This is a genomic window from Thauera sp. WB-2 (assembly GCF_027594845.1).
Taxonomy (GTDB): domain Bacteria; phylum Pseudomonadota; class Gammaproteobacteria; order Burkholderiales; family Rhodocyclaceae; genus Thauera; species Thauera mechernichensis.
Window position 1 is genome coordinate 946,354 of the sequence record NZ_CP088935.1, and the last position, 18,901, is coordinate 965,254.

Annotated in this window: 19 protein-coding genes; 17 read left to right on the forward strand and 2 right to left on the reverse strand. The window is 65.1% G+C overall.

All coding sequences use genetic code 11. The annotated features are described in order from the left end of the window. The first annotated feature begins 2 nt into the window (after nucleotides 1–2). The 4 genes from LQF09_RS04330 (at nucleotide 3) to tatC (ending at nucleotide 1,967) form a co-directional block, all read left to right on the forward strand. Nucleotides 3–350, forward strand: coding sequence for a histidine triad nucleotide-binding protein (locus tag LQF09_RS04330; RefSeq protein ID WP_002928558.1), 348 nt, complete (start codon nucleotides 3–5; stop codon nucleotides 348–350). 10 nt (nucleotides 351–360) lie between these two features. Continuing rightward, the gene (gene tatA, locus LQF09_RS04335; protein WP_002928559.1) at nucleotides 361–591 is read left to right on the forward strand and encodes a Sec-independent protein translocase subunit TatA; all 231 of its coding nucleotides are present in this window, start codon (nucleotides 361–363) and stop codon (nucleotides 589–591) included. Between the two features lie 96 nt (nucleotides 592–687). Continuing rightward, nucleotides 688–1,149, forward strand: coding sequence for a Sec-independent protein translocase protein TatB (tatB, locus tag LQF09_RS04340; RefSeq protein ID WP_002940782.1), 462 nt, complete (start codon nucleotides 688–690; stop codon nucleotides 1,147–1,149). Then, on the forward strand, nucleotides 1,146–1,967 hold the full coding sequence (gene tatC / locus LQF09_RS04345) for a twin-arginine translocase subunit TatC (protein ID WP_002928562.1): 822 nt from the start codon (nucleotides 1,146–1,148) through the stop codon (nucleotides 1,965–1,967). Before tatB ends, tatC begins: the two co-directional genes overlap by 4 nt. Before the next feature lie 41 nt (nucleotides 1,968–2,008). Here the strand turns inward: tatC and LQF09_RS04350 are convergent, their stop codons facing one another. After that, nucleotides 2,009–3,166: a Do family serine endopeptidase gene (locus LQF09_RS04350; RefSeq protein ID WP_002928564.1), complete on the reverse strand. Its 1,158-nt coding sequence runs from the start codon at nucleotides 3,164–3,166 to the stop codon at nucleotides 2,009–2,011. 88 nt (nucleotides 3,167–3,254) lie between these two features. Between LQF09_RS04350 and LQF09_RS04355 the strand changes: the two genes are divergently transcribed. Then, nucleotides 3,255–4,010 (forward strand): Nif3-like dinuclear metal center hexameric protein, encoded by a 756-nt coding sequence (locus tag LQF09_RS04355; RefSeq protein WP_002940786.1) that lies wholly within the window; start codon nucleotides 3,255–3,257, stop codon nucleotides 4,008–4,010. A 33-nt stretch (nucleotides 4,011–4,043) separates the two neighbouring features. On the opposite strand, the gene LQF09_RS04360 is transcribed toward LQF09_RS04355, so the two are convergent. Further along, nucleotides 4,044–5,918: a type IV pilus assembly protein FimV gene (locus tag LQF09_RS04360; RefSeq protein WP_270069280.1), complete on the reverse strand. Its 1,875-nt coding sequence runs from the start codon at nucleotides 5,916–5,918 to the stop codon at nucleotides 4,044–4,046. Between the two features lie 228 nt (nucleotides 5,919–6,146). On the opposite strand from LQF09_RS04360, the gene LQF09_RS04365 reads away from it, so the two are divergent. From LQF09_RS04365 to trpC, 12 genes are all read left to right on the forward strand, one after another. Continuing rightward, nucleotides 6,147–6,713 carry a DUF2889 domain-containing protein gene (locus LQF09_RS04365; protein ID WP_002928568.1) on the forward strand — a complete coding sequence of 189 codons (567 nt, stop codon included), beginning with the start codon at nucleotides 6,147–6,149 and terminating at the stop codon, nucleotides 6,711–6,713. A gap of 234 nt (nucleotides 6,714–6,947) precedes the next feature. Beyond that, nucleotides 6,948–8,108, forward strand: coding sequence for an ADP-forming succinate--CoA ligase subunit beta (sucC, locus tag LQF09_RS04370; RefSeq protein ID WP_002928569.1), 1,161 nt, complete (start codon nucleotides 6,948–6,950; stop codon nucleotides 8,106–8,108). Between the two features lie 12 nt (nucleotides 8,109–8,120). Then, nucleotides 8,121–9,014, forward strand: a complete 894-nt coding sequence (gene sucD, locus LQF09_RS04375; protein ID WP_002928570.1) for a succinate--CoA ligase subunit alpha — start codon at nucleotides 8,121–8,123, stop codon at nucleotides 9,012–9,014. 151 nt (nucleotides 9,015–9,165) lie between these two features. Further along, a complete protein-coding gene (locus LQF09_RS04380) occupies nucleotides 9,166–9,897 on the forward strand; it encodes an FHA domain-containing protein (RefSeq protein WP_270069281.1) in 732 nt (243 codons plus the stop codon). A 121-nt stretch (nucleotides 9,898–10,018) separates the two neighbouring features. Continuing rightward, nucleotides 10,019–10,786 carry an MBL fold metallo-hydrolase gene (locus LQF09_RS04385; protein WP_002928572.1) on the forward strand — a complete coding sequence of 256 codons (768 nt, stop codon included), beginning with the start codon at nucleotides 10,019–10,021 and terminating at the stop codon, nucleotides 10,784–10,786. A gap of 68 nt (nucleotides 10,787–10,854) precedes the next feature. Beyond that, complete coding sequence (locus LQF09_RS04390) at nucleotides 10,855–13,215, forward strand: GspE/PulE family protein (RefSeq protein WP_270069282.1); 2,361 nt, start codon at nucleotides 10,855–10,857, stop codon at nucleotides 13,213–13,215. A 70-nt stretch (nucleotides 13,216–13,285) separates the two neighbouring features. Continuing rightward, the gene (gene rpe, locus LQF09_RS04395) at nucleotides 13,286–13,981 is read left to right on the forward strand and encodes a ribulose-phosphate 3-epimerase (RefSeq protein WP_270069283.1); all 696 of its coding nucleotides are present in this window, start codon (nucleotides 13,286–13,288) and stop codon (nucleotides 13,979–13,981) included. After that, nucleotides 13,978–14,658: a phosphoglycolate phosphatase gene (locus tag LQF09_RS04400; protein ID WP_002928588.1), complete on the forward strand. Its 681-nt coding sequence runs from the start codon at nucleotides 13,978–13,980 to the stop codon at nucleotides 14,656–14,658. Before rpe ends, LQF09_RS04400 begins: the two co-directional genes overlap by 4 nt. A gap of 261 nt (nucleotides 14,659–14,919) precedes the next feature. Next, nucleotides 14,920–16,392, forward strand: coding sequence for an anthranilate synthase component I (trpE, locus tag LQF09_RS04405; RefSeq protein WP_002928589.1), 1,473 nt, complete (start codon nucleotides 14,920–14,922; stop codon nucleotides 16,390–16,392). Between the two features lie 62 nt (nucleotides 16,393–16,454). After that, nucleotides 16,455–17,042, forward strand: coding sequence for an aminodeoxychorismate/anthranilate synthase component II (locus LQF09_RS04410; protein ID WP_002928596.1), 588 nt, complete (start codon nucleotides 16,455–16,457; stop codon nucleotides 17,040–17,042). Nucleotides 17,043–17,063: 21 nt separating this feature from the next. Continuing rightward, the gene (trpD, locus tag LQF09_RS04415) at nucleotides 17,064–18,104 is read left to right on the forward strand and encodes an anthranilate phosphoribosyltransferase (protein ID WP_270069284.1); all 1,041 of its coding nucleotides are present in this window, start codon (nucleotides 17,064–17,066) and stop codon (nucleotides 18,102–18,104) included. Further along, nucleotides 18,101–18,901, forward strand: a complete 801-nt coding sequence (trpC, locus tag LQF09_RS04420; protein ID WP_270069285.1) for an indole-3-glycerol phosphate synthase TrpC — start codon at nucleotides 18,101–18,103, stop codon at nucleotides 18,899–18,901. The genes trpD and trpC overlap by 4 nt, the downstream gene beginning before the upstream one ends.

Sequence of the window (18,901 nt, forward strand, 5' to 3'; positions counted from 1 at the left end):
CGATGAGCGAGTGCATCTTCTGCCGTATCGTCCGCGGCGAGATTCCGTCGAAGAAGGTGTATGAAGACGAGCACGTCTACGCCTTTCACGACATCAATCCGGTTGCTCCCGTGCATGTTCTGGTCGTCCCGAAGCAGCATGTCGACTCCATGGCCCACCTGACGGCGGAACATGAGGTGGCAATGGGGCGTCTGATGGTTGCGGCCGGGCAGATTGCCCGTGATCAAGGATGCACCGACGGCTTCCGGACCATCATCAACACCGGAAGGGTTGGTTTGCAGGAGGTGTATCATCTGCACCTTCATATTCTGGGCGGCGCGGATCCCCTGCCGCCCATGTTGAAGCGTTAAGGAGAGCGGTATGGGTTCTTTCAGCATCTGGCACTGGCTGATCGTGCTGGTCATCGTCCTGCTGGTGTTCGGCACCAAGAAGCTGCGCAACATCGGCTCTGATCTCGGTGGGGCAGTCAAGGGCTTCAAGGACGGCATGAAGGAAGGCGATGCCGACGCAGCTTCGCAGCAGAAGATTGCTGGCGATGGCAGGACGATAGAAGGCGAAGCGCGGGAGAAGGTCGACAAGACCCAGTCCTGAGCTTCGCGACTCGAAGCAGGAGGGGCGCCCTGACGGGAGCGCCCCTTCGTTTTACTGCGGTGCGCATCCGGTGCGCCGCGTATCGAGCGGGCGGACATGTTCGATTTCGGTTTTACTGAACTCATGGTGATCGGCGTCGTGCTGCTGGTCGTGGTCGGGCCTGAGCGCCTGCCCAAGGTCGCGCGCACGGCGGGTCATGTGCTCGGACGAGTGCAGCGCTACGTGTCGGACGTGAAATCCGACATACAGCGCGAAATGCAGCTCGAGGAGCTCAAGAAGCTGCAGGAGCAGGTCAAGCAGCAGGCGCAGGAGCTCGAGTCCTCGGTGCGCTCCGGGGTCGCGGGTGTCGAGTCCGAGGTCGGGCGTACCGCGGAGGAGTTGCGCACGATGCTGCCCGACGGCAATCCGGTGGCGCCTGCGGACAGCGCGACAGTGCCGCCATCGGTGGCCGGCGGTGACACGTCGCCTGTCGCGGGTGCAGAGGCCGGACCGCAACTCGAGCTTGGCCTGGATGCCGCAGCGCGTGAGTCAGCCAACGCAGACAAGACAAAGGCATGAGCGCACAACAGGAAACTTTCATCGCCCACCTCATCGAGCTGCGCGACCGGCTGATCCGCGCGCTGCTTGCGGTGATCGTCGTCTTCGTTTGCCTGATGCCCTGGGCGGGAGACATCTACGACATCCTCGCGCGACCGATGATGAATACCCTCCCTGAGGGGACCAACATGATCGCCACCGGCGTGGTCACGCCGTTCTTCGTTCCGGTGAAAGTGACGATGATGGTCGCTTTCGTGTTTGCACTGCCATGGGTGCTCTATCAGGCGTGGGCCTTCATCGCCCCGGGCCTGTATGCGCATGAAAAGCGCATGGCGCTGCCTCTGGTGCTGGGTAGCACGCTGCTGTTTCTCATCGGCATGGCGTTCTGCTACTTCTTCGTGTTCGGCATGGTGTTCAAGTTCATCGCCGAGTTTGCGCCGAAGAGCATCGTGCCCGCGCCGGACATCGAACAGTACCTGTCCTTCGTGATGTCGATGTTCCTCGCTTTCGGCATCACCTTTGAGGTGCCGGTGGCGGTGATCCTGATGGTGAAGGCCGGCATTGTGGACGTCGCCAAGCTCAAGGAGGCCCGCCCCTATGTCATCGTGGGCGCGTTCGTGATCGCAGCGATCGTCACGCCGCCCGATGTGATTTCGCAGTTCATGCTGGCAGTGCCGATGTGCCTGCTCTACGAACTCGGGATCATCCTCGCCGGCTGGATGAGCAAATCTTCGCCGCAGGCCGCAGCCGCAGCGGATTACGTGCCGCCGTCGATTGCGGGCGGGGACAGCGAGGTGGGCCGAATCGAGGCCAAGGACGGCGAGCGCGACAAGGGTTGATCCGGGCTGCACACCCCGCCCAGCCAGGACGCTGAAAGTTCTCAGCGACTGGGCTGTGGTGTCGGCCGGCGGCCGATCTCCACGCCAAGCTCGATCTCCTGGCCGCCCCTGCGGATGCGGAACGTGGCCTCACGTCCCGGCGGCAGTGCGGCAACCATGTCGAGCATGGTCTTCGGATCGCGCACTGCGGCACCGTCCAGCTCGATCAGCACGTCACCCGGGCGTATGCCTGCGCGCTCGGCCGGGCTGCCCCGCAGTACACCGGCAATCAGCGTGCCACGCGCGTCCGCAAAGCCGAAGGATTCGGCCAGCTCGGGGGTAAGGTCCTGGATTTCCACGCCGACCCAGCCGCGAATGACCTCCCCCGTGGAAACAATCTGCGTCAAGACGTTGCGTGCGATCGATACCGGGATGGCGAAGCCGATGCCGAGCGAGCCTCCCGAGCGCGAGTATATGGCCGTGTTGATGCCGACCAGGTGGCCGGCGCTGTCGACCAGTGCGCCGCCCGAGTTGCCCGGGTTGATGGCCGCGTCGGTCTGGATGTAGTTCTCGAAGGTGTTGATGCCGAGCTGGCTGCGGCCGAGTGCCGAGACGATGCCCATGGTTACGGTCTGGCCGACGCCGAAGGGGTTGCCAATCGCCAGCACGACGTCACCCACGCTGAGGCTGTCGCTGGCCGACAGGGTGATGGCGGGTAGCTGCCCGCCGGTGTCGACGCGCAACACGGCGAGGTCGGTTTCGGGGTCACGGCCGATCAACTGGGCCGGATACTTGCGGCCATCGTTGAGCGCGACCTCGATCGCATCGGCGGTTTCGATAACGTGGTTATTGGTCAGCACGTAGCCGTCAGGGCTGACGATCACCCCCGAGCCAAGGCCTGACTCGCGCTGGTTTGGGCTGTTGCCCGGGCGCTCGCCGAAGAAATGACGGAACAGGGGATCGTCGAACAGGGGATGGCGTTGGCTGCGCCCAGCCTTGCTGGTGAAGATGTGGACCACCGCAGGCATCGATTGCTGTGCGGCCTGGGCATACGAGCCGGTGGCTGGCGTGCGCTCGCCTGTGCTCGGTGCCTCGAGGATCGCGATCACGGAGGCAGGCGTCGCGCCGCGCAGCCATTCGGGCTTGAGCGTGTTGAGGACGAACAGGACCGCGACGCTGATGGTCACGGCCTGGGCGAAAATGAGCCACAAGCGGCGCATAATTGAGACTCTTGGAACGACGGCCTCCTGGAGGCCGGGACGGTTGTGATGGGGGCGCTGGCCAGCCCCTTCGACCAAAGGAGATTGCATGCAACTGTCGGAGCTCAGGGATTACCTCGATACCCTGCTCGATGCGCCGCGGCTGAAGGATTATTGCCCAAACGGTCTGCAAGTGGAAGGACGCGCCGAGGTCGCGCGCGTGCTGTGCGGCGTCACCGCCAGCCAGGCGCTGCTGGACCACGCGGTGGCGGGTGGATATGACGCGGTGTTCGTCCATCATGGATACTTCTGGAAGGGCGAGGATGGCCGGATCTGCGGGATCCGCCGTCAGCGCCTGCGTACCCTGCTGGCAAACGATGTCAGCCTCTTTGCCTATCACCTGCCGCTTGATGTTCACCCGGAGCTGGGCAACAACGCCCAGCTGGCGCAGGTCATGGGGTGGCAGGCCGAAGGTCGGTTTGCCGACCAGGATCTGGGGTGGATCGGCCGTGTCGCGCCCCCCCAGGGGCCGGTCGGTGCCTCTGTGCTGGCGCGCGAGATCGCGCACAGGCTGGGGCGTTTGCCGCTGCTGGTGGGGGATGGCGAGCGTATCGTTCGCCGTGTCGCCTGGTGCACCGGAGGGGCGCAAGGCTATTTCGAGCAGGCGATCCTCGCGGGGGCAGATGTTTTTGTATCCGGCGAGATTTCCGAGCAGACTGTGCATCTTGCGCGCGAGTCGGGCGTGCCCTACATCGCCGCAGGACACCATGCCACCGAGCGTTATGGTGCGCGTGCGATTGCCGCGCACCTGAGCGCCCTGCCGGGGCTGACGGCGGATTTCGTCGATCTCGACAATCCCGTCTGAGCGCTCAGTTCGTGGCGCTCGGCGTCGCAAGCGTCATTCGGCTGAGGGGGGAGGCGGGCGGAACGGGCCGAGCTCGTCTTCGAGGATCGCCGACAGCAGCAGGATCTCGTCGATGACCGGGAACGGGAAGCCGTTACGGCTGCCATCCCGGTTGTCGCGCAGCAGCACCTCGAGGAACTGCTGGCATTCAGGCGTGCGCCATGACTTCTCGAGCTTGGTGGCGATGTGCGGGTAATCTTCTAGGCTCGCTTCAACGGCGCGCAAGGCGTCGTAGTTCTGCCAATACACGGTATTGACGTTGAAGGTGCGGTGCAGCTCGTTCGCGATCGCGTCGAACTCGGCGCGCAGACCGGCCGCGCGATAGACCTCGAGCAGCTTGAGCCAGGGCGTGATGGCCTGCTTCGGGTTACCGCGGATGAACTCGGCCAGGGTTTCGGCAGCGCCGTGAAGGCGGCCGAAGCTCATCATGATGTCGGCGAGTTCGACGGCCGACTTGTGCTCGTCGTTCAGGTCCAGGTTGGAGTCCACTTTCGTGCCGATCGACTGCTCGACGACTGCGTGCGGGTTCCAATCGACCAGGCTCATGGGACCTTCTGGTACGGACGGGGCCACCGTTGGCGGTGGGCTGTCCGCGGTTCTGGCCTGCAGGCGCGCGAGTGCGGCGTCGGCCGCGGGCGCCTGGGTGTGGATGGCTGTATGCGGCGAGCCGACGGTTGACGCGGGCGTGCGTCGGCGGCGCAGCAGGGCCAGGGTCAGCAGCAGGGCCGCGAGCGCGAGTCCGCCGATGAGGTAACGGTCTTGGTTCGGGTCGGCAACGCGCGCCAAGGGGGGTGAAGGCGGCGCTGCAGGGGCAGTGGCCGCTACGGCCGGCGTCGCGGCCACTGCCGGCGGTGCCACCAGCGGCGCCGGGGGCTGTGGTGCAGCCACGGGAGCGGTGTCGAGCGCGCGGATGCGTGCCTCCAGGCGCGCCTGCAGCTCTTCAAGCTCCTTGATCCGCGCCAGCAACTCCATCTCGACGATGATGCTGCGGTCGATCGCCGCGGCAAGTTCGCGCTCGCGCGCCTGTACGTCGAGAGGAACTGCGGTCCCGCCCGGGGCGGTCTTGCGCTGAGCCCCGGGGGACACCGCCTTGTCGACTTCGACGCGATCCTGCGCCACGCGTGCAGCACTGCTCGCGGCGGCGGGCCGAGGTGCGCGGGCTGCCGCTGCCTTGGGGGGGGTGGAGGGGGCGGAGCCCGAGAGTCGGCGAAGGTCCGGAACCAGGACAGCCGTCCCTGTCGGCAGGGGGCGTCGTCGCGAGGCGTCGTCGGGGAACAGGTCGGGGTTTGCGCCCGCAGTAGCGCGGATGAAACGGCTGCGCGCTCCGGTGTCGTCCGGATAGAGTGCGTGGGCAAGTGACTCGAGCGACTCTCCAGGCGCCGTGTTCCAGGTGCGCACGTTGGCGGGCGCGACGGCTGCGGGACGGGCCGGGCGGGCTGTCTGCACGGAGGGAGGGGGCGCTGCGGGCGTGATCTGTGCAGGGCTGATTGCGCTGGAAGGATACGGCAGGAGCAGGGTGTACTCGCGGCGCAGGCGCGATTCGCACACGTTCTCGATTACCAGGGTGACGATGGGGTCGTTGACGGGGCGGTTGCGCGTCACGACCAGTCGTGCGCTTGCGCCCGTGCCTGCGACTGCGGTCCGTGCCCCGGTCAACTGCGGCAACTCGGATGAGGCCCCCGTCGCTGCAGCGACCTGAAAACAGCCTGCGGCATCGCGCCCTTGGCCGCTGAGCGGGATCTCCACCCTGAAGGGTTCCCCGATTGCGGAGAGTGCCTGGGGTTCGCCGAGGACAAAGGCATGTGCTGGTGCAATGCCGGTCAGGGCGAGGGCGATGACGAGAGCGAGAGTCGTACGTTGGGTCTTCATGTTCCGCGCATCCGGCGGGAGATCGATTCCGGGGTTGTAACAGACTCTTGGTATGTGTTCCAGCGTCGCCGTCACGCAGGGTATGAAGAAATGTGCCAAGACGTGATGTTTTGGGGGGTTGCGCGCTTGATTCGACCGCTGCGAGGTCGCCCGCGGCCTGGCTCCGGGTGTGCGGCGAAATGGTTTAAGATGCGGCAATCCATACGCTAGCGTACGCTGAGGACCGCAATGCCCCTTAATGCCCCCGCGGTGCCGCGCAGGCGCCTTCACACCCGGCGCATCGAAGTCGAAGGCTTCTTGCGAGACGACGGCCTGTACGAACTCGAGGCCTCGCTGACCGACGTCAAGGATGTCGATTACCCGATTGCGTCCGGTCTGCGCCCGGCTGGCGAGCCGGTGCATCTGATGCGTGTGCGCATCACCATCGACCACAGTTTCGACATCGTCGATGCCGAGGCCTGTTCGGACGGCGTGCCCTATCCGGGGATGTGCGACACGATCGGGCCTGTCTATCGCGGCTTGATCGGCCTGAACCTGGTGCGCGGCTTTCGTCGCACGGTGGGCGAAATGTTCGCCGACGTGCGCGGCTGTACTCATCTAACCGAAATGCTTCTGTCCTTGCCGACCGCGGCAATCCAGACCTTTGCAACCTTCCGGCGCGATAACGAGGATGACGGTGTGAAGCCCTTCCAGCTCGATCGTTGTCATGCGCTCGAGACCTCGGCGGCAGCGGTCCGCGCCTACTATCCCAGATGGTACCGTGCGCAGCCCGGCAAGGAGCGGGCAGGGGGCTGAGCGGCCGTACGCCGGCCGGCCCTGTGCACTGCGCAAAACTGGTTATAATTATGGAGTCTTGCGGGCGTGGCGCGTGTGTTGCGTGCGTGCCGCGGGTCGGGTCGGGGGGTCCCGATTCTTGGCGGCGGGCGACGGTCGAGGGAGACGGCGCCGGTCGTGGAGCGCGCGCTCCGAAGCATGCCATCAACCTGTTTGCGGCGGGTCGGCCGTCGCGACTTAGAACGAAGGGCAACCATGAAGATTCATGAGTATCAGGCAAAAGAAGTACTGAGAAAGTACGGTGTCGTCACGCCGCGAGGCATCCATTGCACCAGCGTCGATGACGCGGTCAAGGCAGCACAGGAGCTCGGCGGCAAGATCTGGGTGGTCAAGGCCCAGATCCACGCTGGCGGTCGCGGCAAGGGCGGTGGTGTCAAGGTCGCCAAGTCGCTGGACGAAGTGCGCCAGTACGCGTCCCAGATCCTCGGCATGCAACTGATCACCCACCAGACCGGCCCCGAAGGCCAGAAGGTGCGCAACCTCCTGATCGAGGAAGGCGCCGACATCCAGCACGAATACTACGTCGCTGCCCTGACTGACCGTGCCACGCAGAAGGTCGCCATCATGGCCTCGTCCGAAGGCGGCATGGACATCGAGGAAGTCGCTCACAACACGCCCGAGAAGATCATCAAGGTCTTCGTCGATCCGCTGGTCGGCCTCACCGACGAGCAGGCGCTGCTGCTGGTCAAGGGCATCGGCATGCCGGAGGCTTCGGCTGCCCAGGCCGTGGATGCGCTCAAGAAGCTCTACACCTGCTACATGGAAACCGACGCCTCGCTGGCCGAGATCAACCCGCTGATCCACGAGGGTGACGGTACGGTGAAGGCGCTCGACGCCAAGTTCAACTTCGATTCCAACGCGCTCTATCGTCACCCCGAGATCGTCGCCTACCGCGACCTCGACGAAGAGGATGCCGACGAGATCGAAGCCTCCAAGTTCGACCTGGCCTACATCAGCCTCGATGGCAACATCGGCTGCCTGGTCAACGGTGCCGGCCTGGCCATGGCCACCATGGACACCATCAAGCTGTTCGGCGCAGAGCCGGCCAACTTCCTGGACGTCGGCGGCGGCGCAACCACCGAGAAGGTCACCGAAGCCTTCAAGATCATGCTCAAGAACCCCAAGGTCAAGGGCATCCTGGTCAACATCTTCGGTGGCATCATGCGCTGCGACACCATTGCCACCGGCGTGGTCGCTGCAGCCAAGGAAGTTCATCTCTCCGTCCCGCTCGTGGTGCGCATGAAGGGCACCAACGAAGACCTCGGCAAGAAGATCCTCGCCGAGTCGGGTCTGCCGATCATCACCGCCGACACGATGGCGGAAGCTGCGACCAAGATCGTCGCTGCGGTCAAGTAAGGAGAGCTTCGAATGTCCATCCTGATCAACAAAGACACCAAGGTCATCACTCAGGGCATCACTGGCAAGACCGGTCAGTTCCACACCGAGAAGTGCCAGGAGTACGCCAACGGCAAGAACTGCTTCGTTGCCGGCGTTAACCCGAAGAAGGCCGGCGAGAAGATCTTCGACATCCCCATCTACGCCTCGGTCAAGGAAGCCGCCGCCGAGACCGGTGCTACCGTGTCGGTCATCTACGTGCCGCCCGCGGGTGCTGCCGATGCCATCTGGGAAGCCTGCGAGGCCGATCTCGACCTGGCGATCTGCATCACCGAAGGCATCCCGGTTCGCGACATGCTGGTCGTGCGCAACAAGATGAAGCAGAAGGTCGCCGCTGGCGGCAAGGAAACCCTGCTGCTGGGCCCCAACTGCCCCGGCCTGATCACGCCCGACGAGATCAAGATCGGCATCATGCCCGGCCACATCCACCGCAAGGGCCGCATCGGTGTCGTGTCGCGTTCTGGCACGCTGACCTATGAAGCCGTTGCCCAGCTCACCGAAATTGGCCTGGGCCAGTCCTCGGCGGTCGGCATCGGCGGCGACCCGATCAACGGTCTCAAGCACATCGACGTGATGCGCATGTTCAACGACGATCCTGATACCGACGCGGTCATCATGATCGGCGAGATCGGTGGCCCGGACGAGGCGGAAGCCGCGCTGTGGTGCAAGGAAAACATGAAGAAGCCGATCGTCGGCTTCATCGCTGGCGTCACCGCCCCGGCTGGCAAGCGCATGGGCCACGCCGGTGCGCTGATCTCCGGCGGTGCTGACACCGCAGACGCCAAGCTCGCCATCATGGAAGAGTGCGGCTTCAAGGTCACGCGCAACCCGTCCGAGATGGCCAAGCTGCTCAAGGCCATGCTCTGATCCATTGCAGGGTCCCTGCACGAAGGCGCCGGCTGGTCCGGCGCCTTTTTTGTTAACCCGCCTTGGGACAGCGTTAGAATGAGCAGGTTGATCACGCGCCGGCACAAGGCCGCGCGGGTGTCGTCGAAGCAATCATTGAACGGGTAGGTGCATGCCGAAACTGGTCCTCAGCATGGATGGTCTGGTGCTCAAGGAGATGACGCTCAACAAGGAGCGCACCACCATCGGGCGCAAGCCCGACAACGACATCCAGATCGACAACCTGGCCATCAGCGGTCATCACGCGGTGATCACCTGCATCACCGGCGATGCCTTTCTCGAGGACCAGAACAGCACCAACGGTACTTACCTCAATGGTCAGCCAGTCAAGAAGAACGTGCTGCGCGCCAACGACGTCATCGAGCTAGGCAAGTACAGGATCAAGTTCATCGCCGACGATGCCAAGCCGGGCACATCGCAGTCGGAGATGGTCGATACCGCGGCGCTCAAGGCCTTCGAGATGCCGGGCGTGAGCACCGATGTGACTGCCACGCCGGCCGGACCGGCGCCGACGGAAACCCAGGTTGTGGCTGCCGCTGCGCGGCAGCAGCCAGGCACGCCCCAAGCCGCCGCGACCGATCTCGTCGGCGTGATTCAGGTGCTCAGTGGTGCGAATGCCGGCCGCGAACTGGAGCTGACCAAGTCGATGACCACACTCGGCAAGCCAGGTCGCCAGGTCGCCGTCATCACCCGTCGGCCGCATGGCTATTTCATCACCCATGTCGAGGGTGCGAGTTTTCCGCTCGTCAATGGCAAGGCGATCGATGCGCAGGCCCGCCATCTCGATGATCATGACATCATCGAACTGGCCGGGGTGAAGATGGAGTTCTTCCTGCGCACCTGAGTCGGTCTACTGACGTGATTTTATTCCGCGCGCAGGGGCGGTGCGCGGTGTTACGTTTTGCAGTCATGAGGAATCGACTCGCAGCGCGCGGAGGCGGCCGGCGATTCGGGTGGACGGGGTGATGAAGCTCAGAGTACTCGGCTGCAGTGGTGGAATCGGGGGGTCGCAGTCGCGGACCACCTCCTTCCTTGTCGACGATGACATCCTCGTCGATTGTGGTACGGGCGTGGGCGATCTGCCGCTCGAGGTCCTGTCCCGTATCGACCACGTCTTCCTGACGCATGCCCATCTGGATCACATCGCGGCCTTGCCGCTGCTCATTGATTCGGTCGGTGAGCTGCGCAGCAAGCCACTGCTGGTGCACGCGACACCAGAGACGATCCGCATCCTGCATTCTCATATCTTCAACTGGCTCGTCTGGCCGGACTTCTCGGCCATCCCGGACCAACACCAGCCCTTCATGCGTTTCCAGCCCATGATGGTGGGTGAGCATGTCGACCTGAGGGGACGTCGGATCACCGCGCTGCCAGCGCGGCATACGGTACCGGCGGTCGCCTTCTGCCTCGACAGCGGTAGCGGGCAGCTGGTGTTTTCCGGCGATACCGCCTACTGTCCCGAGTTGATCGACGCGATCAATGCCCAGCCGCAGCTCCGCCACTTGATCCTGGAGACGGCGTTTGCCGACGAGCAGCACGGGCTTGCGCTGGCGTCGCGCCACCTGTGCCCGAGCATGTCGCTGACTGTGCTTGCGGAACTGAACGTCGCACCGGTCGTTCATATCAGCCATTTGAAGCCTGGCGGCAGTTCGCGCATCATGGAAGAATTGTGCGCAGGCCTTCCAGCACTCGCGCCTCGCCGCCTCGAGCAGGGCGACGTGCTGGAGTTCTAGCTTCTTGCTGCCCGTCATCGTCGTGCGGGCGTGCAGTCGCCGACCAATCGCTGAATGAGCTGAAAACCATGAGCGAATCCTCTGCTGCAACGACGCAGGGTCGTGCCGTGTCCGGCCGTCTCTCCTTTTTCAAGGGCCTGCAGGCGTTGACCAACCGCATCCATGCCAGCAAGGATGTCGAGGAGATCATGCTCGAGCTGGCGCCGCAGTTGTGCGAGCTGTTCGAGGCCGAGCGCTTCACCATCTACGCGGTGGAGGAGGGTGGGGGCTCGATCGTGACCCGGGTCAAGACCGGGTTGAGCGGGGTGCAGAGCATCCGACTGCCGATCGGGGAGAACAGCATCGCGGGCTACGTCGCGCTGAGCGGCGAGCTCGTCAACGTGCGCGATGTGTACGACGACTCCGAGCTGCGTGCGATTTCGCCCGGGCTGAAGTTGCGGCGCGAAGTCGACGCGAGCACTGGTTTTCACTCGCGGCAGATGTTGGTGGCGCCGATACGTGATCCCGACACAGGCAGCCTCCTTGGCGTGGTGCAGTTGATCAACACGCGAAACGGCCAGCCTTTTTCCAAGGTGGCCGAGGAGGGCGTGCTCGGACTGGCGCAGACGCTCGGCGTCGCGTTTCTCAGGCATACGCGACAGCCCGCACGCTTGCGTTCGCGCTTCGATGCGCTGGTTGCCGACGGCCGCATCACCGCCGAGGAGTTCGCCGATGCGACGCGCGAGGGGCGGGCGAGCGGCACGTCGGTGGAGACCTTGCTCGTCGAGCAGTTCGGCCTGTCCTACGCCGAGCTCGGTGCCGCTGCGGCGCGCTTCTTCGGCGTGCCCTACCAGCCCTTCGTGGCCAATCATGTCAAGCCGATGGACCTGCTGCGCAACATCAAGCGCGAGTACGTCGAGCAGATGCTGTGGTTGCCTTACGAGGAGAGCAACGAGGGCGTGGTCGTGCTGTGCGTCGACCCCGAGCAGGTGCGCAGTTCCGGGGTGGCGCAGAACGTGTTGCTCAAGAAGCGCCTGAGTTTCCGGGTGACGACGACGCATGACTTCGAGCGTACGGTCGAGCAGTATTTCGGGGCCACCCTCGATGACGCCTCGGTCACCGACCTGCTGTCCGACCTCGGGGAACACGATGACGATGGTCTGTCGCTCAAGGACGATGTCACGGCGGCGGCCGACAATGAACTGGTCAAGCTGGTCAACAAGATCATCATCGACGCATACCGGCAGGGCGCCTCGGACATCCATGTCGAGCCTCGCCCGGGGCGCGAGAAGACCCTGGTCCGTTTCCGCAAGGACGGCTCGCTGGTGCCCTACATCGAGGTTCCGGCCAGCTATCGCAACCCCTTGATCACCCGCATCAAGATCATGTGCGACCTGGACATCGCCGAGCGCCGCCGCCCGCAGGACGGCAAGATCAAGTTCCGCAAGTTCGCGCCGCTCGATATCGAGCTGCGGGTCGCCACCCTGCCTACCCAGGGCGGCATGGAGGACGTGGTGATGCGCCTGCTGGCGAGCAACGAGCCCATTCCGCTCGATCAGCTTGGCCTGCTACCGTTCAATCTCGAGCGCCTCAAGGCTGCGATCGCCAAGCCCTATGGCATCTTCTTCGTGTGCGGCCCCACCGGCTCGGGCAAGACCACCACGCTGCATTCAATCCTGCGCCACATCAACACGCCGGACACCAAGATCTGGACGGTCGAGGATCCGGTGGAGATCACCCAGAAGGGACTGCGCCAGGTGCAGGTCAACCGCAAGGCAGGGATCGACTTCGCGACCATGATGCGCGCCTTCCTGCGCGCCGATCCCGATGTGATCATGGTCGGCGAGATGCGCGATCACGAGACGGTATCGGTCGGTATCGAAGCCTCGCTCACCGGCCACCTGGTGTTCTCCACCCTGCATACAAACAGTGCGCCCGAGTCGGTGGTGCGTCTGCTCGACATGGGCATGGATCCGTTCAATTTCTCCGATGCGCTCCTTGGCGTGCTCGCCCAGCGCCTGGCAAAGCGCCTTTGTGGCAAATGCCGCGAGCGCTACGAGCCGGAAGCGGCGGAGATCGGGCATCTGCTCGACGAGTACTGCGAGGACATGCACCTGACGCCCGCGTTCAGCGCAGACCCGGAGCGCGCTCGTGAGCAGGTCCTCGAGCGCTGGCGGGCGGAGTTCGCGGACAAGGAGGGGCGCTTCACGTTCTACCGGGCGGTTGGCTGCGAGCATTGCACCGAGGGCTACAAGGGGCGAGTTGGTCTGCATGAGCTGATGCTTGGCTCGGATGCGATCAAGCGCCTGATCCAGGAGCGTGGTCGCGTCGAGCAGGTGCTTGGTCAGGCGCTTGCCGAGGGCATGCGCACGCTGCGCCAGGATGGCATCGAGAAAATCCTGGCCGGCATCACCGACATTCGCCAGGTGCGCAAGGTCTGCGTGCGCTGACGCGCGGCGGGCGCCGGGGGCAGCGAGGCGGGTAGAATCGGGGCTGCCCTCAGCCCTCCCGGAGTTCGCCATGTACCGTATCGCCCCCAGCCTGCTGTCCGCCGACTTTGCCCGCCTCGGCGAAGAGGTCCGCAACGTCATCGCCGCTGGCGCCGACTGGATTCACTTCGACGTGATGGACAACCACTACGTCCCCAATCTCACCATCGGACCACTGGTGTGCGAGGCCATCCGCCCGCATACCACGGCGCCGATCGACGTTCATCTGATGGTGAAACCGGTCGATCGCATCATCCCCGACTTCGCCAAGGCCGGCGCCAATGTCATCACCTTCCATCCCGAGGCCTCCGAACACATCGACCGCAGCCTGGGCCTGATCCGCGATGCCGGCTGTCAGGCCGGGCTGGTGTTCAACCCGGCCACGCCGCTTCACCACATGGACCACGTCATGGACAAGCTCGATGTGGTGCTGCTGATGAGCGTCAACCCAGGCTTCGGCGGGCAGAAGTTCATCCCTGAGACGCTCGTCAAGCTGCGTGCAGCGCGTGAGAAGATCGACGCCTACGCGGCCCGCAGCGGGCGGCGCATCCTGCTCGAGATCGATGGCGGGGTGAAGGCCGACAACATTGCCGAGATCGCCCGTGCCGGCGCCGACACCTTCGTTGCCGGATCGGCCGTGTTCGGTGCCGGCAAGGACAGTGACCCGCATCGCTACGACTCGATCATCGGTGCGCTGCGCAGCGAGCTCGCGGGGGTGGCGGCATGAGCGCGCGGCCGCGCTTTGCCGCCCGCGCAGTGCTCTTCGATCTCGACGGCACCCTGCTAGACACCATTACCGATCTCGCGGATGCCGCCAACCTCACCCTCGCCGAGCTCGGGCGCCCGTTGCGCAGCCAGGACGAGATCCACAGCTTCGTCGGCAAGGGCATCCCGAACCTGGTGCGGCGCTGCATGACCGAGGGCACGCAGGCCAGCGATGCCGAGATCGACGTCGCCATCGGCGTGTTTCGCCGCCACTACGCGGTGGTCAATGGTGCGCGTACGCGCATCTACCCGGGTATAACGGATACCCTCGATGCGATGCGTGCACTTGGACTCAAGCTGGCAGTGGTCACCAACAAGGCCGAGGCCTTCTCCCTGCCGCTGCTCGAGCGCATGGGCATCGCGCACCATTTCGATACCGTCATCAGTGGCGACACGCTTGACGTGAAGAAGCCGGACCCCGCCGTGGTCAGGCTGGCCTGCGAGCGACTCGGTGTTGCAACGGCCGACGCACTGATGATCGGCGACTCGGCCAACGATGCGCTTGCCGCACAGGCTGCGGGCATGCCGGTGCTGCTGGTGACCTATGGCTATAGCGAGGGCGTGCCGGTGGACACCATCGAATGCGATGGGCTACTATCGATCGCCACCGAGGCGCTGCAATACATCGCTACGGCATGAATACAGGGGCTGCGCCCCCTCATCATTCACCTCCACGACAGATCGCCATCGTGACGCTCGCACACAGGGTCAGCTCCGCATCCGCCACCTGCCTCACCGTCCAGTCCTGCTGGCGCGGCGCTTGGCGTTGGCCTTTGGGCCACTGAACGCCAACCCTGTCGCGGGGCGGCGCACGCTGCAGGCCAGCCTGCACCCTGTCGCCAACCTGTCCCCGCATTCGCTGCACCGTCCGAAGAACAATCTGCTGCACGTGGAGCCGCCATGCTCGAACAAGAGTTCAATGCCCTCGCCGCCGAGGGCTACAACCGTATCCCGCTGACGCTCGAGACCTTTGCCGATCTCGACACCCCGCTGTCCATCTACCTGAAGCTCGCCAACGAGCCCTACACCTATCTGCTCGAATCCGTGCAGGGCGGCGAGCGCTTCGGGCGCTACTCCTTCATCGGCCTGTCCTCGCCTACCCGTATCGAGGTCTATGAGCGCTCTGCGCTGCTGCTCACCGGCAATCGCCTGGTCGAGCGTCGCGACTATGGTGACCCGCTCAACTTCGTCGCCGAGTTCATGAACCGTATCAAGGTGCCGCCGCGCGAGCACCTGCCGCGTTTTGCGGGCGGCCTGGTGGGCTGCTTCGGCTATGACACGGTGCGCTATATCGAGCCCAAGCTCGCCAAGGCCGACAAGCCCGATCCGGTCGGCACGCCCGACATCCTGCTCCTGCTCTCGGAGGAGGTCGCCATCGTCGACAACCTCAGCGGCAAGCTCACCCTCGTGGTGTATGCCGAGCCTGAGGTGCCCGGCGCCTACAAGCGTGCGCAGAAGCGCCTGCGCGAACTCCTCGCCCGTCTGCGTGCGCCGGTGCAGATCCCTGACGAGGTGCGTGCCGAACCGGCCGCGGCGGTGTCGAGCTTTGGCGAGGACGCCTTCAAGGACGCGGTACGGCGCGCCAAGCAGTACATTGTCGATGGCGACGTCATGCAGGTCGTGCTGTCGCAGCGCATGAGCAAGCCCTACGCCGCCAGCCCGATGGCGCTGTACCGAGCGATCCGCTCGCTCAACCCCTCGCCCTACATGTTCTACTTCAACTTCGAGGACTTCCACGTCGTCGGCGCCTCGCCCGAGATCCTCACCCGGCTCGAGGACGAGGTCGTTACCGTGCGCCCGATCGCCGGCACGCGCAAGCGCGGCGCCACGGTGGCCGAGGACCTCGCGCTCGAGCAGGAGCTCCTCGCCGACGAGAAGGAGCGTGCCGAGCATCTGCAACTGCTCGACCTTGGCCGCAACGACGCCGGTCGCGTCTCCGAGACCGGTACCGTCAAGGTCACCGAGCGCTTCACCATCGAGCGCTATTCGCATGTGATGCACATCGTCTCCAACGTCGAGGGCCGGCTCAAGGAAGGTCTCAACGCGCTCGCCGTGCTGCGCGCCACCTTCCCGGCCGGCACTGTGTCGGGGGCCCCAAAGGTGCGCGCGATGGAGATCATCGACGAGCTCGAGCCGGTCAAGCGCGGCATCTATGCCGGGGCGGCGGGCTACCTGGGCTTTCATGGCGACATGGACCTCGCCATCGCGATCCGCACCGCGGTGGTCAAGGATGGTCAGATCCACGTCCAGGCCGGTGCCGGCATCGTCGCCGATTCCGATCCCGAGTCGGAATGGCAGGAAACCCAGAGCAAGGCGCGCGCCATGCTGCGCGCTGCCGAAATGGCCGAAGGCGGGCTCGACACCCGCGTCTGAGCGCCTCGGCGCCGTTCATGTTGACGAAGCCGGCCGCGGCCGGCCTTCGCGAAGGGAAGACCATGCTGCTGATGATCGACAACTACGACAGCTTCACCTACAACCTCGTGCAGTACTTCGGCGAGCTCGGGGCACAGGTGAAGGTGTTCCGCAACGACGAGATCACGCTCGAACAGATCGCGGCCCTGCAGCCGGACCAGCTCGTCATCTCCCCGGGGCCGTGCTCGCCGGCCGAGGCCGGGATCTCGGTGGCGGCAATCAAGGCCTTTGCCGGCAAGCTGCCCATCCTCGGCGTCTGCCTTGGCCACCAGAGCATCGGCGCGGCCTTCGGCGGGCGCATCGTGCATGCGCGAAAGCTCATGCACGGCAAGACCTCGCCGGTGCACCACCTCGACGCAGGGGTGTTCCGCGGCCTGCCCAATCCGCTCACCTGCACGCGCTACCACTCGCTGGCCATTGAACGCGCAAGCCTGCCCGACTGTCTTGAAGTGACCGCATGGACGGACGACGGCGAGATCATGGGTGTGCGCCACCGCACGCTCGACGTCGAGGGCGTGCAGTTCCACCCCGAGTCCATCCTCACCGAATGCGGCCACGAGCTGTTGAGGAACTTCCTCGACCGCGACGCGCGACTGCCGGCTGCCGCCTGAGTACCGGTCGGAGAACACGACATGACGATTACCGCCCAGCAAGCCCTGCAACGCACGATCGAGCACCGCGAGATCTTCTTCGACGAGATGCTGTCGTTGATGCGCCAGATCATGGCGGGCCAGGTTTCGCCGCTGATGACCGCGGCCATCCTCACCGGACTGCGCGTCAAGAAGGAAACCATCGGCGAGATCACCGCAGCTGCCACCGTGATGCGCGAGATGTCCACCAAGGTGGTGGTCAAGCCGCCGCACGACCACTTCCTCGATGTGGTCGGTACCGGTGGCGACGGCACGCACACCTTCAACATCTCGACCGCCACCATCTTCGTCGCTGCCGCGGCCGGTGCGCGCGTGGCCAAGCACGGCGGGCGCGGCGTGTCGTCCAAGTCCGGTGCGGCCGACGTCCTCGAGGCGCTCGGCGTCAGGCTCGACCTCACGCCCGGGCAGGTTGCCGCCTGCGTGGAGGAGACCGGTATCGGCTTCATGTTCGCGCCCAACCATCACAGTGCGATGAAGAACGTCGCGCCGGTGCGGCGCGAGATGGGCGTGCGCACCATCTTCAACATCCTCGGTCCGCTCACCAATCCAGCGGGCGCGCCCAACACCCTGATGGGGGTGTTCCATCCCGACCTCGTCGGCATCCAGGCGCGCGTCATGGAGCGCCTGGGCGCCAACCATGTGCTGGTCGTGCATGGCCTGGACGGCATGGACGAGGTCAGCCTCGGTGCCTCGACCCTGGTCGGCGAGCTCAAGGACGGCGTGGTGCGCGAGTACGAGATCCACCCGGAGGACTTCGGCCTGCAGATGGCCGGTACGCGCAACCTGCGTGTCGCAGATGCCGACGAATCCCGCGCCGTGCTGCTCGCTACGCTGGAAAACCGTGCCGGGCCAGCGCGCGAGATCGTCGTCCTGAACGCGGGGGTCGCGCTCTACACCGCCAACCTGGTCGAGTCGATCGGCGCTGGCGTGGCGCGCGCGCGCGAGGTGATCGAGAGCGGCGCGGCACGTGCCAAGCTCGATGCCTTCGTACGGTTCACCCGCCAGTTCGGAGCCGCAGCATGAGCGACATCCTGCAGAAGATCTGTGCAGTCAAGGTCGAGGAGGTCGCGGCCGCGTCGGCTGCGGCACCGCTCGTCGTCGTGCGCGCGCTGGCCGAGGCCGAGCCCCCTGCACGTGGTTTCGTTGCCGCCATTCGTAACCGCCATGCGGGTGGCCTGCCCGCGGTGATCGCCGAGATCAAGAAGGCCAGCCCTTCCAAGGGCGTGATCCGTGCCGACTTCGACCCGGCCGCCATCGCCGCCAGCTACGAGGCGGCCGGCGCCGCCTGCCTGTCCGTGCTGACCGATCGCGGCTTCTTCCAGGGCGCTCCCGAATACCTGCAGGCGGCACGTGCGGCCTGCGCGCTGCCGGTGCTGCGCAAGGACTTCCTGGTCGATCCCTACCAGGTCTTCGAGGCGCGCGCGATGGGGGCAGACGCCATCCTGCTCATCGCCGCCTGCCTCGACCTTGCGCAGATGCGCGACATGGAGGCGATCGCCCAGACGCTGGGCATGGCGGTGCTGGTCGAGGTCCACGACGGCGCCGAGCTCGAGCAGGCACTGCAGCTGCAGACACCGCTGATCGGCATCAACAACCGCAACCTGCGCACCTTCGAGGTCTCGCTGCAGACCACGCTCGACCTGCTGCCGCGCATCGCCAGTGGCGCCGCTGGTCGCATCGTCGTCACCGAATCGGGCATCCTGCGTGCCGAGGATGTTGCGCTGATGCAGGGTGAGGGCGTGCATACCTTCCTCGTTGGCGAGGCCTTCATGCGTGCGCCGGATCCGGGCCTGGAGCTCAAGGCCCTGTTCGGCGGCTGA